At 42.8% G+C, this 15,707-nt stretch carries 15 protein-coding genes and 1 pseudogene; 3 read left to right on the forward strand and 13 right to left on the reverse strand.

From position 1 onward, the window contains the following. Nucleotides 1–187: 187 nt before the first annotated feature. Both DYH48_RS18660 and DYH48_RS18665 read right to left on the reverse strand, forming a co-directional pair. The gene (locus DYH48_RS18660; RefSeq protein WP_012196610.1) at nt 188–850 is read right to left on the reverse strand and encodes a pentapeptide repeat-containing protein; all 663 of its coding nucleotides are present in this window, start codon (nt 848–850) and stop codon (nt 188–190) included. A 105-nt stretch (nt 851–955) separates the two neighbouring features. Beyond that, nucleotides 956–1,435, reverse strand: coding sequence for an SRPBCC family protein (locus DYH48_RS18665; RefSeq protein WP_115335598.1), 480 nt, complete (start codon nt 1,433–1,435; stop codon nt 956–958). Nucleotides 1,436–1,660: 225 nt separating this feature from the next. Here DYH48_RS18665 and DYH48_RS24135 point away from each other — a divergent pair, with 225 nt between their 5' ends. Both DYH48_RS24135 and DYH48_RS18675 read left to right on the forward strand, forming a co-directional pair. Beyond that, nucleotides 1,661–2,089 (forward strand): hypothetical protein, encoded by a 429-nt coding sequence (locus tag DYH48_RS24135; protein ID WP_115335599.1) that lies wholly within the window; start codon nt 1,661–1,663, stop codon nt 2,087–2,089. Further along, the gene (locus tag DYH48_RS18675; RefSeq protein ID WP_115335600.1) at nt 2,076–3,179 is read left to right on the forward strand and encodes a phosphoribosylaminoimidazolesuccinocarboxamide synthase; all 1,104 of its coding nucleotides are present in this window, start codon (nt 2,076–2,078) and stop codon (nt 3,177–3,179) included. The genes DYH48_RS24135 and DYH48_RS18675 overlap by 14 nt, the downstream gene beginning before the upstream one ends. Before the next feature lie 400 nt (nt 3,180–3,579). Here the strand turns inward: DYH48_RS18675 and DYH48_RS18680 are convergent, their stop codons facing one another. The 9 genes and pseudogenes from DYH48_RS18680 to DYH48_RS18730 form a co-directional block, all read right to left on the reverse strand. Continuing rightward, nucleotides 3,580–4,503, reverse strand: a complete 924-nt coding sequence (locus DYH48_RS18680; RefSeq protein WP_012088175.1) for an IS5 family transposase — start codon at nt 4,501–4,503, stop codon at nt 3,580–3,582. Nucleotides 4,504–4,554: 51 nt separating this feature from the next. Continuing rightward, complete coding sequence (locus DYH48_RS18690) at nt 4,555–6,420, reverse strand: cytidine/deoxycytidylate deaminase family protein (RefSeq protein ID WP_115335601.1); 1,866 nt, start codon at nt 6,418–6,420, stop codon at nt 4,555–4,557. Nucleotides 6,421–6,986: 566 nt separating this feature from the next. Next, nucleotides 6,987–7,565 (reverse strand): porin family protein, encoded by a 579-nt coding sequence (locus DYH48_RS18695; RefSeq protein WP_115335602.1) that lies wholly within the window; start codon nt 7,563–7,565, stop codon nt 6,987–6,989. Between the two features lie 460 nt (nt 7,566–8,025). Beyond that, a complete protein-coding gene (locus DYH48_RS18700) occupies nt 8,026–8,721 on the reverse strand; it encodes a DUF4336 domain-containing protein (RefSeq protein ID WP_115335603.1) in 696 nt (231 codons plus the stop codon). 448 nt (nt 8,722–9,169) lie between these two features. After that, on the reverse strand, nt 9,170–9,862 hold the full coding sequence (locus tag DYH48_RS18705; RefSeq protein WP_006083227.1) for a Crp/Fnr family transcriptional regulator: 693 nt from the start codon (nt 9,860–9,862) through the stop codon (nt 9,170–9,172). 126 nt (nt 9,863–9,988) lie between these two features. Beyond that, nucleotides 9,989–10,723 carry a nucleoside phosphorylase gene (locus DYH48_RS18710; RefSeq protein WP_115335604.1) on the reverse strand — a complete coding sequence of 245 codons (735 nt, stop codon included), beginning with the start codon at nt 10,721–10,723 and terminating at the stop codon, nt 9,989–9,991. Continuing rightward, complete coding sequence (gene pnuC, locus DYH48_RS18715) at nt 10,720–11,454, reverse strand: nicotinamide riboside transporter PnuC (RefSeq protein WP_006083229.1); 735 nt, start codon at nt 11,452–11,454, stop codon at nt 10,720–10,722. The genes DYH48_RS18710 and pnuC overlap by 4 nt, the downstream gene beginning before the upstream one ends. Nucleotides 11,455–12,023: 569 nt before the next feature. Further along, nucleotides 12,024–12,881 (reverse strand): annotated as a pseudogene (locus DYH48_RS18720) (class I SAM-dependent DNA methyltransferase). 254 nt (nt 12,882–13,135) lie between these two features. Further along, complete coding sequence (locus tag DYH48_RS18730; RefSeq protein ID WP_006087020.1) at nt 13,136–13,597, reverse strand: hypothetical protein; 462 nt, start codon at nt 13,595–13,597, stop codon at nt 13,136–13,138. A gap of 40 nt (nt 13,598–13,637) precedes the next feature. Here DYH48_RS18730 and DYH48_RS23760 point away from each other — a divergent pair, with 40 nt between their 5' ends. After that, complete coding sequence (locus tag DYH48_RS23760; RefSeq protein ID WP_157600308.1) at nt 13,638–13,799, forward strand: hypothetical protein; 162 nt, start codon at nt 13,638–13,640, stop codon at nt 13,797–13,799. 77 nt (nt 13,800–13,876) lie between these two features. Here DYH48_RS23760 and DYH48_RS18735 read toward each other — a convergent pair whose 3' ends face one another. Both DYH48_RS18735 and DYH48_RS18740 read right to left on the reverse strand, forming a co-directional pair. Then, nucleotides 13,877–14,650 (reverse strand): EAL domain-containing protein, encoded by a 774-nt coding sequence (locus DYH48_RS18735; RefSeq protein WP_115335606.1) that lies wholly within the window; start codon nt 14,648–14,650, stop codon nt 13,877–13,879. A 203-nt stretch (nt 14,651–14,853) separates the two neighbouring features. Next, nucleotides 14,854–15,567, reverse strand: coding sequence for an oxidative stress defense protein (locus DYH48_RS18740; RefSeq protein ID WP_115335607.1), 714 nt, complete (start codon nt 15,565–15,567; stop codon nt 14,854–14,856). Nucleotides 15,568–15,707 lie beyond the last annotated feature (140 nt).

Below are 15,707 nucleotides of genomic sequence, written 5' to 3' on the forward strand. Positions count from 1 at the left end.
ACGTTGAAATACGTGAATAAGATCAACAGGCTTATTGGGAACAGGCTTTACATCGACGGAGAAGGCAGAAAAAAGCCGCCAGCTTGGACACTGGCGGCTTAGAAGAAAACTGACATTTCAATCAATTGCGATAACCCTAGCAGGATAAGAACATCGCACTAGCGGGCCCAAACTGATTACAATCGCATTAATCCATTAACTCTATATCGAGGCAATTGAGCAGGCGAATCGCTTCGTCGCGGCTAAACTTAGCGCCTTTGATTTTATTGTTAAAAATGTCGATATCGTAATTGGAGGCCTCGCTAAAATCCGCCTCCAATAGATGACTACGACCAAACAGACTATGACTAAAATCCGTGTAGGTGAAATTAGCTTGATTAAAGCTGCCCTCGCGAAAATCCACATCGTGGGCCTTACACTCTTCGATGATGATTTCATCGAGGGACAAGCCTAAAAATGAGCAGTCGTTTAGAATGCATTGCTTAAAGGAAAAGGGCGCGGCAAAGGATAAACGCGACCATGCGGCGCGGGTCCAATCGATACCGACTAACTTACACTCTTCAAACTCGACCCCGCTGAACTGACACTGGGGCACTTTCACTAAGCTCAAGTTGCAGCGTACAAAGCGACAATCGATAAACTTACATTTACGAAAAACGCTCTCGCTAAAATGGCAGTCTTGAAAGCAGCAATCCTCAAACTCTATGCCCTGTAGCTCTTGGGCTAATTCCGACAAACCATTGAACTGTTTTGATAAAAAACTATTGCCCTGCAAAACTGCGCTTTGCGCGAGTTGCGATGGCGCAAGCACCGATTGTTTAAGCACTGGCACTTCTTTCTGTGACGACATAACACCTCTAATCCTGCCCAATCCCCAACAATATGATAATGCAGGGCAATTGGGCTAGGTACTGCTTATTGTTTACTCTCTGATACGAGGCTTGAGACTCACCGGCTAAATGTTCGCGACGAGTTCCTCAAGCTGATCGGTCGCCTTAGACCAACCCTGATGAAACCCCATATCCTCATGATTCTGCCTATCTTCGCTATTCCAATGCAGCACCCGCGCAGTGTACTTTGTCTTACCGTCCACAGGTTCAAAGGTGATGGTTGCTGTCATAAAGGCCTTGTCGGACGGCACCCATGCCTCGGTAAAGGCATCGGTAAATACGATACGCTCATTCTCAACCACCTCGAGATACACGCCGCGATTCGGGAAATCCTGCCCCTCAGGGCTGCGCATCACAATCACATTTGAACCACCGGCACGCACATCTAAGGTCGCGCTAGCCACAGTCCACGGTCTTGGCGTAAACCAAATTTTGAGAAGCTCAGGCTCGGTCCACGCGCGGAACAGTTTTTCCGGCGGCGCGTCGATAATCCGCTCTAATATCAATTCTCTGTCGCTATCTGGATGTGGATGACTTGTGCTCATATTCCCTCCATTGGATATTTGGCTTGATGGTCTTGTGGGCTGCAACTGCGTCATAAGCTCGCACATCAGCAAGCTAAAATACAGCCTTTCAATATCCGATTTTTGTATCAAACATGGCACCCATCGTTTCGCTTTAGTACGTTATTGCGAGGTAAATCCTGGCGGCCACTAGAGTCGCTGCGAAGTACTATGTAAAGAGCAATACCAAGAGCGATACGAAGAACAATGCAAATAGCCGTGGCAAATTTTGTCAATAAAGGTAAAATGTCGCCACTTTTTCGCGGCAGTCTAGCACAAGGTTCTCTCGGATTAATGGTTAGCATTTTCGAGCAAAATGGCACGGGCCCAGCCCGCTTTCGCAGACCACTTTCACTGTGGTGCCAACTTTGCCCTGCGTTTGTTCCATCCCTTGCATTATCTCCAGCTGACACAATTCAAACTCCGCCCGAAAATACCACTTTTGCTGTTCAAGATTTAACATCAAATCCCGCAAACTGGCTGAACGCTTTACGCCCTAAGCCACGCGCGAATAATAAAGCGGTTGCAATAAATCTGGCTGTTGCTAACGCCATAGTCCATCTGCAAACCGACACTTATAAAAACCTTATCCCTACACTCTCTATCCTAAGGAATACTCGTCATGAGTCTTGCTGATTCCGTACTTGCCATCAATAACGATTTGCCTATCCGCTCCGACAGCCCAGTCCACAGCGGCAAGGTTCGCAGCGTTTACTGGCTAACCGACGCCGACAGCCGCCGTTTAATTACCACTAAAGGTTATAACGTCCCCGAAGATACTCCGCTCGCCATCATGGTGATCAGCGACCGTATCTCGGCCTTCGACTGTATCTTCCACGGTGAAGGCGGCCTCAAAGGCATTCCCGGTAAAGGCGCAGCATTAAACGCGATATCTAACCATTGGTTTAAACTGTTCGCCGAAAACGGCCTAGCCGACAGCCATATTTTGGATATCCCGCACCCGTTCGTATGGATAGTCCAAAAAGCTCGCCCTATTAAAGTCGAAGCTATTTGCCGCCAGTACATCACAGGCTCAATGTGGCGCGCTTACTCAAAAGGCGAGCGAGTATTCTGTGGCATCACACTGCCAGAAGGCTTAGAAAAAGATCAACAGCTACCTGAGCTGTTAATCACCCCATCGACTAAGGGCATTTTAACCGGCATCCCAGGCGTGCCAGCCCAAGATGACGTGAACATCAGCCGCAGCGACATCGAAGCCAATTACCAAGCCTTTGGCTTTGAAAAGTTAGAAGATATCGACCTGTACGAGAAGCTGTTAAAAGATGGCTTTAAAGTGATTTCAAAAGCACTGGCCGACATTGACCAAGTGTTTGTCGACACTAAGTTTGAGTTCGGTTATGTGACTGACAAAGATGGCAACTCAAAACTGATTTACATGGATGAAGTCGGCACCCCAGATTCATCACGTATTTGGGACGGCGCCGCCTACCGCGATGGCAAGATTTTGGAAAACTCTAAAGAAGGTTTCCGCCAGTTCTTGCTGAATCATTTCCCCGATCCAGATGTGCTGCTTAACAAAGACAGAATGCCAGAGCGTGAAGCCCTAGCCCGCGATAATGACCTGCCACTTGAGGCCATGATGCAAGTGTCACGCACTTACACCGGCGTTGCCGAGAAAGTGACTGGCGCTCCAATCCCGCTGCCAGCGAATCCAAAGGCAGATATCATCAAGATCCTACGGGAAGAGTATGATCTGATTGTTTAATCAAATCATAGTGGGATGAGGAGTTTTCCCTTTCCCAAAGAGCAGAAAGGCGCTTAGGCGCCTTTTTGTTTAAGTCATTCACAAACTTAACCAATACATCGCTGATAATTAAGCACTGTCATTCCAGTGACACGCCATGAACTCATCCATGAGGGCTCGACGACGGCATCCATGCCGTCAACGGTCACTTCCATGCCAATGCTTAATCCCGCCAACCCATCTAGTAATCTGTATGCCTTTTTACAAGCATATACTTTGCAAATTTAACAATGGGTGACTCGTTAAACACCAAAGAACTAAATTTAAGACCAAAAAATAGAATATAAGTTTATTTATTACTTTTCACGGCTTTGTTTCCTAAATCGAGTCAGCGAACAAAACTCTCATCATTGTTCAAATATCAAGCTACATAGTGGGTTTCAGGCATACCTAGCCCAGTAAGCTTGTTCAAAGCCCTAATCATCGCGTAAGTTTCTCCCACCTGAGCGTTATAATTCCGCATGCTCAACGTGCCTCCTAGCAGTTGTTTTACCCTGTACATGGCGGTTTCTGAGATTGAACGGCGATGATAACCATACCGTTTTTTCCACTGCTTATTTGAGCCATGAAGCTGTTGCCAACTGACGGCTAAGTTTCGTGGATGCCCTTGTTCCCATAGCGCAGCACCTTCCCTAGGTGGAATGAGCACTAAAGCGCGTTTTCGACGAACGGCTTCGTGACAGGCTTTCGTGTCGTAAGCACCATCACCCGAGATATTACGGATTTTTCGATGGGTTTGCTTAAGTAAATTGGGCATCACTTCAGCGTCTGTGACACCTGATAAACTGAGTTCTGCGGCAATAATTTCATGGCTATGTGTATCTACGGCAATATGCAGTTTACGCCACACTCGGCGCTTTCCATCTGTACCATGTTTCTTCACTTTCCACTCACCTTCGCCATAGACCTTCAAGCCTGTTGAGTCGATAGCTAAGTGCTTAATGGCGCCGCGAGTCTTGGTTTTAAAAGCAATATTGACCGTTTTCGCGCGTTTACTGATGCAGGTGTAATGCGGGCAAGATAATGGGATGTCACCCAGTTTAAACACTGAATTGATGAAGCCTTGTAAGGCTCGCAGTGGCATAGAGAAAATACGCTTGACCATCAACGCAGTGGTAATGGCCAAGTCGCTAAACACTCGAGGGCGACCTTTCTTGGGCTGCTCGACTTTGGCTTTCCACTTAGCAATTGCATCCTCATCAATCCAGAAGGTAAGTGAACCGCGGTTGATTAAGGCTTGGTTGTATTGCTTCCAGTTGGTTGTTTTATAGTGAGGTTTTGACACGGTTGATGGGTAAGTTGATAGGCGATGCCGATCAGATCTGCGGCTACGGTTTTAGTTCAACCTATTTAGGAAACAAGGCCACTTTTCACTACTAATCGTTAGTTGTAATTTCATAATTGTTTCTTTTAGATTTTCATTCTCTGAAGTAAGGATTTCAGCCTCTGTCTTGAGTCTGCGAATTGTTATATCCTTTTTATCAACCCCACCTTTTATGTCCAGTAAGACTTCAAGTTCATCTTTATATGGCATGATAGGTTGATATAATTGATAAAAAGCTCTCCCTAAAGCTCCTCTAAATAATTCAAGCTTAGGAGGATGAGCACCACACAAAATAATATGAGGAGTTGCAATCCCTGGATATGGGTCTATAAATACAATTTTAGAAATTCCTAATTGATAAGCTTTCTTAGCACAGAGCTCACATGGGCTAGCAGTTGTAAATAAAATACCTCCTTTAACTCCTTGCCCGCCATTCTTAGATATCTGTAAAAAAGCATTTTCTTCCGCATGCAAAGAACGTGTGTGTACTTGATTTTTCTTCTGTTCAACTTGATTCTGAAGGTCTTTAAAACAAAAAGATAGATTACGTCCATCGAGATGACTATATCTACGAATTAAGTTAAATTTTTCATGAAGAACATCTCTAAATTCAATATTATTCTTTTCATATTTACTATAAGCGGCCTCATCGAATCCATTTAATAAATCCTCAGCACTTCTCAACAAGCATGGAACCTGACCTTCTGCCGTATTATTCCACCCAACGGCTTTAACTGAATATCTTTCATCGGTAACAACAGCACCAACTTGACGAGAAATACATCCCGAGTTCTGCTTGACACTATATGCTATCTGCATACAGCTTTCTGTTGATGTTGGCATGACTAAACCAGGATGCAGCATTAAAGCCACATACCAAGCCAACTGAGCCCTTAACTCACTATGCCCAAATTGGTTTTCACGAGGATTATTTATGTGTATATCCGCAAGCTCAATACACTTTTGAATATTCTGAGAAATATATTTATTGTAACCAGACAACTTTTCAGGATACTCTTTACTGTCTAACTCTTTAATTTGACTTGATGTAAACTTATGACTTTCCATTAAATATTTCAAACGATTATCGTTATCAGTATTTACTGACATAAGATAAAATCCAGAATACCTATCTCTAAGATAAACGGCTTCATATGGATTACGAATAGCGTCAACTACTATATTACATGGTTTAGCATCCATACTACATACATATCGAGCTGATTTTATTATCCTATTTATCATAGTTGGGAAAGAAAATATGAATTTTTGATTAAACTCCTTAATGTTAGCAGTTCCTGAGGACCTAATGTTATCTCCAACGACTTGATATATTTTAGTATATCCACCAGATTGTATCCCTAACAATCTAGATTTCAATTCATTCGAAAAACCTGGCAACCATTTAAAAAATATATCATAACATTCTAACTTACCTGCATTTAAGCTCTCAACTGTATTTACATCCGTCTCAAAATACGAATTAACTCTATCACTAGACTTGATGTATTCACTTTTGAAGTCAGCAAGATTTTCAGAAACCAAACTTAATTCAACATTTAAAATATCACTAACCAACATACAGAATGACGAGAAATTCAACTTTAATATATAACTCGTTATAATTTTTCTAACTTGAAGCCATTCAAATGGTTTTCTGTTACTTTCAATATATTTTTTTATAATCCTATATTTCCTCTGCTCATTACCGACAAAATGAGACTGTCCAGGATCGGGTAAATCTAAGCTTTCAGCAGATAGAATTTTGGCAGAAGTTGAACAACCTGAACCCGTTCTGCCAGTCAAACCAATAATGAGAAAGTCACTAATTTCCTCAAAAATCTTGTCTATTGCTAATGACTCTTTTTTTCTTGTCATATTTATCCCATATTCAATTTATTAAAAACATTTTTAATAACTGGCTGAAATTAACTTATCAAGAACATTAGAGACTACTGATTAGTTTTTCATCCGTGAATGGTGCACTCTAATTTTGATTCATTCAAGTACACCAAGCATTTCCTAAGTGCTTATACATTATCTTATGCTGAATAGAGCATTCAATATACTATGTCGCATTTTCAACCAAAAAAGTAAAAATAAAATTTAGACGGCAAAGGTGGGACATGCATTACTCTCTTGGGATTGCGGCCAACACAGCGGTGACAGAAGTTCACCTCCCCTCGGAGTTGCCGCAGGGCATTTGCGTTCGTTGCGTGAGCGAGGCATGGTCGTTCTCGTGTATCCATGCACTTCACGACATTCTGGCATCCTGCCTATCAGATGCCGAGATAGCGTCAGTCGAATCAGGGAGTAAGCCCTACCACTTTGATTTAAAAATAAAAAACTATGAGGGACATATTAATCATATAAAAAAGGTGTGACACTTAGCGTGTCACACCTAGATAATTAATTATTAAATTATAAATATCAAAAACGAATAATTAGAATCGATATTCAACACCTAAACTGGCTTGTTTAAAGTCTGTGTCTGTATCTGCACCGTTGCTAACATTCTCAACGGTAATTCCTGCATCATACCAAGTGTACTCGGCATTAATTAAGAATCGATCTGTGACTTTAAATGCGACACCGGCACCGGCGAACACACCTTCATCATCTTTATTTCCAGAAAAACCTAACACATCATAATCAGTGGAATACCATAGTTGCCCACCTTTAGCGTACAACTCAACGCGATTTACAATGGGATATGAGACTTTTAGCGCAGCGGTATAACCATCTGTTTCTGCATTAGATAAGCTATTACCATAATCACCGAAGTTGACGTATCCGCCTTCGATAGCTAAATATTGGTTGAAGCGATAACCAACAAGCCCTTGAATAACATCGCTATTGTCATCGAAGTCATCTTTACCATCGACTTTTAAATAACCATAGTTAGCACCAACATAAATGCCATTTTCTGCGACATCATTATTTTTCATGTTCTCTGCATGAGAGTAAACACTAACAGAGGCTAAAGAAATAATGGCGGCCAAAGTAAGAATGGTATTTTTCATAATGTACTCCTAGTTAATTATTTAAATACGCTAAGTACATTACAAAAGTAATGCCAGACTTATCGAACTCAAGCTAAATAGATTTAAGGAAGTTAATAAAAAACATTACTATCAATGCCATACCTTAACTAAGACAATTTAAAATGAAGAAAAACCGTCTAAAATAACAGCTAAAATCACTTATATATTAATAGCTGTAAGTTGCACTCCCTCTGGCGAATGTATTTATTGCCTATTGCATTGTAACTATTTCATAGATAAGGAATATATTCACAAACCAGCTACATCCCATCAACCTACAACATCTCACAAATTAGTCATCATTCATGTCGCTCTGGTTAATTTTAAATAATATTGCAGATAGTTAACTCCCGAATTCAACTATAAAGTGTCCACCTTTTATTCGCTGATAATGTATAGCGGTTTAAACGCTAAAATGATATTGGGGAAAATAATAATATTATCCTTCCCTATTTACCCAAGAAAATGATTTTTCCAAAAATGCCGTTGCATCATTCTCGATAATAAGACCATGGGCCATGATGATGGCTTTTGGCTCCCAAGCTAATATTTTATCAATATGACTGCGCGCTTGTGTCTTAGCAAACATAAAACTTAAGCGCCAATCTAAGGGCATTTTACCGTTTGGAGCGAGTATTCCCGCTCCGCGAGCCAATAACCGCTGCAAGGCATTAAAAGATTCGGGTGAAAAGTTCTCGATAAGATCCGTCACAATCAAAGTACGCGATGCTTTATGAAGGAACACACATTCCTGCATGAAATGAGAGCCCGTAAATAATATTTGGTCAATATCAGTCGCCCACATGGCATGAAATTGAGCGGTGAACAGCCCGTCAAAGTGAAGATCTGGCCGCTTTGTTTGAACTTCTGCAGTGCCAAAGCTTTGGGCCTGCGGATAACCTTGCTGCCAGTCCTTTAAAAACAAGTGATGCAAGTGGTTAGGCGCAATAAGATAACGAACTTCGCCTAACGCTTCGACCAGTGCTTGAACTTCAGAGGTGAGTTTAATTGGGCTATGTACCCACAAAGCGCCATTATTCAAACGGATCACTGTCATCCGTGTGGTATAGGGCAAGGTAAAAAATGGTACGGCTTCACCATCAAAAATCCACAGGTTCTCTGCTAGTTGCTTCATATCAACTCTCCATGCTGCCAGTCATTCCATCAATAATAGCGTTCGCTTTACCGTACATTGAAGCACGAAATCAGCCGCCAGCCATCATCACAAAAGTATGAAAAGAGAATTGAAAAGACAGAGCACCCAAGACTCATTTTGTTTTTGGGAGCTAACAACACCTAAATTCAAGCAATGCATCTTCCCCTGCGAAGTAGTCGAAGTGCTCGAATAAGAATGCCATTGAGATATCATGGATGATGAAACAGGCTAAAGGAAAATACATTTTCCTTTATAAATAGGACTTAAACGATACGGCTAAAATTAACTTAGCCTAACTTAACTTAGAAAAATTAAGCATTATCTATTATGGGAATAATTATCGCGAAGTAACGTTATCAAAATTATTGTCTAACTTATTTACTAATATAAATTCGTTTTACCACACTCACAGGCACATATAATCTGACTACAAATCATTATGGCTACTGTCATCAAGAAAGGCTTTTAAACCTTGGCGATCTAAAATTTCCAAATGTGCCCCTTGTTTCCGGACTAAGCCACGAACAACTAACTCTTTCACTGCTCGTCGATAAACGCGGCTAATAGTACCAAAACGTTCAGCTTCAGGGTCGATTTTAGCAAAACCACCAAGGACAACAGTATTGCTATCTCGTATCCATAGATCATAGGCAATGTTATACACTATGGGCCGTAATAATCGTTGGGTATAGATATCCATGGAGTCTTGATAATCATCAGCTAAAGCACTGGCAAAAAACATCGCCATTTCAGGATGAGCCTGTAAAGATCTCGTCAGTTTTGCCACGGAAATAGCCGTTACATCAATATCTTGTTCAGCGACTACACTCCACTGACAAAGATTTTGATTTAAAAACTCCATTTCACCAAAGATTTGTTCAGTACACTGCACCTCACCAAGCTGAAAACGCTTACCACTAGCGACAGTAATATTCATAGAGACTCGGCCGTGAGGCACTAGGTATAAATGGTCTACAACTTGCCCTTGGGTTAGCAGAGCAGAACCTTTGATGAGGTGACGAGTAGCGACTGCACAGTGCATTAATTTCTGCCGAAATTGCTCACTGTGTGCTTTAAGGAATGGATAAAAGCGAGTATTAGGGTTTGGCTCGATCTGCATTTGTTGTGACCAATCATTGTGATGGCATCACTTTACATGCCGCAGCAATAACGCGTCCACTCATTCGAGGCACATAAAATAGATTCCATCGATAGAGTAGCGCGCCATTGACTACGATTGTTGAAGTTAACTCCTATGGCTTGTTAGCGCTTGCAACGCAATCATTGCTGAACGCTTTTCCCCCTCAATCATACTGCCGTTAACTTGTTTAAACTGACCAATACCTTCTTTAACTTCCTGCTCAAATAGAACAACGTTATTAAGAATGGATGCAACCTGCAAACCACGGAAACGCCCGACCGTTAACAGTGCAGAGGTTTCCATGTCAGCAGCGAGTACACCACGCTGGTGCCAAAACTCACAAATTTCCGTCTCTTGGTCGGTATAAAAACTGTCATGGGAACGCACTAAGCCTAAGTAATATTTACTTTGAAGTTGCTTAGCTGCACTAAGTAAGGCCGCAACTAAGGCATGATCGGCTACAGCAGGATAGGATGCAGGAAGATAGCTCAAGGAGCCCCCTTCGTCACGAACGGCCCCTTCGGCAATAATCAATTCTCCTAGGCCAATATTGTGTTGCAACGCTCCTGCAGATCCAACACGAATGATGGTAGTAACTCCGCACTGTTTAAGCTCCTCTAATGCGATCAGCATTGAAGCAGCGCCTATGCCTGTACTACAAATCGTGACATCTATACCGTTAAATCGTGCATTAAATAACTGAAACTCACGATTACTGGCAACTTGTTTGCCGTTTTCACACCAACCCGCGATACGCGCTGCACGAGCAGGATCACCACACACAATCACTCTAGAAGCTATATCGTCAGCACTGACGCCAATGTGTGGTTGTAGGTTCATAGCACCGCCTGCTTTGAGGATTTGGCTTGGTTAGACTTTGCAGTTGCCATCCATACTCGCGTGCCATTCAATGCGATGAATAGCAGAATTGCGTATTCGATAGACATGGCGTAAACACCTTGTGCAGCATACACACCAACACTAATCACGTTTATCACAACCCACAGAATCCAGTTTTCAACATACTTGCGGGTCATGAGAATTTGCGCGACCACTGACAATACAGTCATTGTGGCATCCCAAAACGGGAAGGCATCAGGATCTAAAGGTTTAAGGACGATATCATTGCCGAAGGCGTTGAGTGTGTTAGTGGCGATTTTAGCTAACGCTGCAAAGAAAGGGTCAATGAAGATAGTCATCAAACAAATAGCGACAATACTCACTACGCCAGTAATGAGCAGTTTTTGTTTAGATAGCCAACGCACTTGTAGTGATTCGCCATCAATAGTATTGGGACGAGTCCACGCATACCAACCGTAGATATTGGCGACAAAAAAGAATAATTGCAGAATTAATAATCCATATAGTTGGATTTGGTAAAAGATGATTGCAAACAAAGTCACATTAATTAAACCAAAAAAATAGTTAATCGTTTTCTCTTTGCTTGCACACCAAATACACAATAAACCAAATACAGTGCCAACCATCTCAATCCATGACATGGCATAGCCACTGCCCAGAGGAATATTAACAAAGGTATTATTGATACTAAACCATGAAATAATGTCCATATAGCGATCCTTTTTATCCGTTAAACATCGAGATAATAAAAATACTCAATAATCAAGGCTAAGAAACGGACTTTTGTCCCTTTCATTGGCGATGGTTTGATTTCGTGATCCAATCCCGCTTTTGGCTAGTTTAAATGCGGTTTGCTGAAGGGTACAAAATGATCGGGCAAGTAAGGCTCTTATATCTAACATATTTAAACATCGGTACTTGGCACCCAGAAATACACCTTCCCTCAGAGTTGCCACAAGATAAATAAAAATCGGTGTTTTTCTGGCTTGTGAGCGAGACGAGGATTGCCGAACAGGAGTATTTTACATGGATGTAAATCGAGGACTTCGAAAGCCATAGCCCCTTTGGCCATGAGTAAAAGAGGCTTTCAAATCCGTTGAGAATGCCGGCCATATTTTACAAATAAGCCAAAAGGAGAACAGGTACTTCTCCCCTTTTGGTCTGCGCTTAATGAATAATCACGGATGGAGCCCAACGACTTTGACTTTCTTGTTAAAAGAATGAAAATTCAAACGAAGTTCGAAGACGATTGCCCAATTGCCCAACCTTCAACAGAAGGTCAAATCTTCACGCAGACAAACAGCGCGTTGCCGGATGCTAAATCCCACGGGACGATTCTTTCATAATCATGTTCGAAAACATGTACTTCAAAATAGGGTGCTAACAGTTCCTGCAGTTCTGTGAAGCTAGTCGCGACCATGGCATGTTGATCTTGCCATTGCTCAATGCTGTGTAGTTCTTGTAAGCCAACGTCCTGCAAACCTGCGGCGTGTAACCCCGCTTCCAGCGAGCCTAAACCTTTCATATCAGAGACTGGTAAAGGCGAAGCTCACACCTCAGTAAACGGCAGACTGCTTTTGGCAATACTCAACTTTAAGGATTGTTTCTCGCCTTGACCACTGTAATGCCAGCCGGATTCAAAGGCGAAATGGCTACCATCAAACTCGGCAAAATGCTTAACCGAGGCAGTGTTATCGATTCTGTGTTTATCGACCGTGTTAAAACAAAACAGTCCGCCGTCATTGAGCGCACTGTGCACACTGGCGATACAACTTTTAAGCCGTTCGATACAAGCACTGTAATGAATGGAATATAAAAAACAGGTGATCAAGTCGACGCGCTCTTCTAAATAGAATGCTGTCATATCTTGCAGGTTAAACTGGGCTTCGGGACAACGGCGCATGGCCATGTCGAGCATCGGCTGATTGATATCGAGGCCACTGCATTGATAACCAAGATCGATAAAATGCCGCACATGCGGACCCGTACCACAAGCTAAATCAAGGTGTTGTTTACCGTTATTGCCAAGGAACTGATGCAGACGATGAATGCTCGCACTCTGTTGCTGGTAGTTAATATCAGAACACATTAAATCGTAATAGCCGGATAAATCGGTATAGAGCGCGTTGGAAGACATAGTAGCGAATAGGTAACAAGGGCAATTCTAGGTGGCGCATGATATATCAGTTAGCCGATATCAGAAACAAACAATTGCCCCACAGCTCAGTACGGCTAAAGCTAAAGCGGCCAATTATGCACTCAAGGATTCAAATAAGTATGTTGGGTAGGAGAGGCGCTAAGCTCAATAATCACCAGCAGAAGAATATGTTAGCTAAAGAAATGAAATCGCAGTGAACTCACAACACACATCGAGCTCACACTCGCAATTAACTACTTGCAGGCGCATCTCGCGGATTGCTCGCAAGGCGGCGCAGCGGCCACTTCACACATACCCGCAGTTTTGCCTTCGCCAACACACCAAGCATTACAGTCAAAGGTATCAGGATGACCTAAGTCGTCACTGTGACCGTGTATCACATCTTTGCCGGGATTGGATTCGACTAATAAGCCATCGGGCAAACACGCCTCGCCAAACATTCTGCCATTAGGCACACCTTGTGCATCGGTGCCGACATGGCAACCTGCAACACCGGGTGCAACACCATCACTGTCCTTCCACCAGCTCTGTTTATTCTCTTGCCAATCTGAGGGTTTAAATTCTATGGTGCCCATGGCACCCGCCATTCCCTTGGCGCCATCCGAGGGTTCACCGATTTCACCGTGGGCAAATACTGGGCTAGCAAGCAGCAGGGAACAAGATACCAATAGGGTTAAAGCTGTAAATTGTTTCATAACACCTCCTTTGTTTGAGTCAGAGTAAGCTTAGTCAGATGTGTCGATATCACCACCTTTTAGCGGCGCTAACCCCGCAAGGGTAAGAGCGGCGATTCAAATATCCGCCCCAATTGAAACTAAGCCATCATCGCGTTTGTCGTTTTTACTGACAGGCACAGACACACTCGCCGCACTTAACGTGCAGGCAAGTGTCTGTTAATTAAATATTTTAGATTCGATGGTAAACGCACAAAGCAGAAGAATAACCAAGTAGTTTAAGATGTTGAACGAGCGCGGCTATGGTGCATGAAAGTTCAGCTCTTCATAGGTGCTTAAATGTTCGAGCTTAGGTTTAGCAAAGTAATAACCCTGAAAATACTCAATCCCAATTCCAGCGAGATAATTCAGTTCACCTTCGGTTTCAACGCCTTCGGCCAAAACTCTGGTATTAAGCTCTAGGCAAATACGCAGTATTTCATCCACCGCCAGCTGTTTTTCTTTATCGGCATCGATATCACGGATCAAGGTCATGTCGAGTTTTAGCACTCGGGGACGCAGGGCATCCAACCAACTTAAATCAGCAAAACCACTGCCAAAATCATCGATTGCGGTGATAAAACCACGCTTAGCATAACTCTCGAAGATGCGGACTAATTTCGCCCGATCGACAATTTGCTCACCCTCTGTCACTTCGAACATAATTTTGTGGATATCAAACCCATACATGTCGGCGGCTTCAATCGTCGCGCGAATACAGGTTTCAGGGTTATACACAGCATTGGGCAGAAAGTTGATACTGAGCATCTTATCGAGTCCCAACTTTGAAGCGGTTTCTATCGCTTTAACCCGGCAAGCCTGATCAAAATAGTACTTGTTGCTATCGTTAATTCGCGCAAACACCCACGCGGCCCCTTCACCTTCGGGACCTCTAACAAGGGCTTCATAACCGCTAATCTCACGGCTGGGCCAATGAATGATAGGTTGAAATGCCATGCGAATTTCAAATCCTAATGACTTACCACTTAAGCAATCCATGCATGTTTGCTGCTTTATTCGAGCGGGGAAATCCATAAACGGCCTCCTTAACATCACCTTACTAGTGTGAGGATAAATACTTAAATTTGCCAGTTTTTACTGTTCATCATCCTAATAAAATCCATCACATATAGAGTGAAGAATGCTATTTCCAAAAATATAAAACGATTGTAAACGGCATAAAAAAATGGATGAATCCCAATAGGAGCTTCATCCATCACCATATGCCTCTGACTGATTTACTTCAGTTTATAAATCACTTCAACTCTATCTTCTATGCTCACTTGACCATATTGATAACTCTCGGCGGCGCCCATGGCATCGGCTTTAGCGCTCATACGCAACATGACAGGTTGCACAGGGCGTTGATCGTAATAACGGATCTGCCAAATCTTACCGAGATTTTCACCAAAGCCTTTAGCCAAAGATTCGGCTTTTTGTTTGGCATCCACAATCGCGGCTTGACGTGCTTTGGCGACGTATTCAGCTTCTTTGCTCGACTTAAGGGCGATGTTATTGACCCGATTCATGCCCTCTTCTAAGGCAGAATCTAAAATAGCATTCAAGCGGCTTAAGTCTGTTACCGTCACGGTAATTTGGCGACTGGCAGTATAACCCGTCAGCTCTGGCGCTTTATCCTGCACATAGACGTATTGCGGTTGAAGATTTAAATTCGCGCTCTGGATCTGATCTTTAGTCACACCCGCTGCGGTGAGACGGGCGATAAACTTAGCCACGGCGGCATCGGAATTATCTTTGGCGGCTTTAGCGGTTTTTTCGGTCACGACCACTTCCACATTCACATCCGCCATATCGGGCTCGACTTGGATTTGGCTGACACCCATGGTTTCAATGTGGGGGAAATCGACCTCCGCGGCGAGTACTGCTGGTGCCATAAACGCACTCGAAAAAAGACCACCCGCTACCAATACCGCTAAAAGAGAATTTTTCATAACTTACTCCAAAATAATGTGCTTATAGCTAAACCACTTCAAATAGAACGCATATTCAAAACGAGACGGCTAACACGACTGTGTCGCTTATTTAGCGCTTAGGCTATCAGTAAAAAGTGCCAATACCTGTACCAATATGT

Source organism: Shewanella baltica (genome assembly GCF_900456975.1).
In the GTDB taxonomy this organism is placed as follows: Bacteria; Pseudomonadota; Gammaproteobacteria; order Enterobacterales; family Shewanellaceae; genus Shewanella; species Shewanella baltica.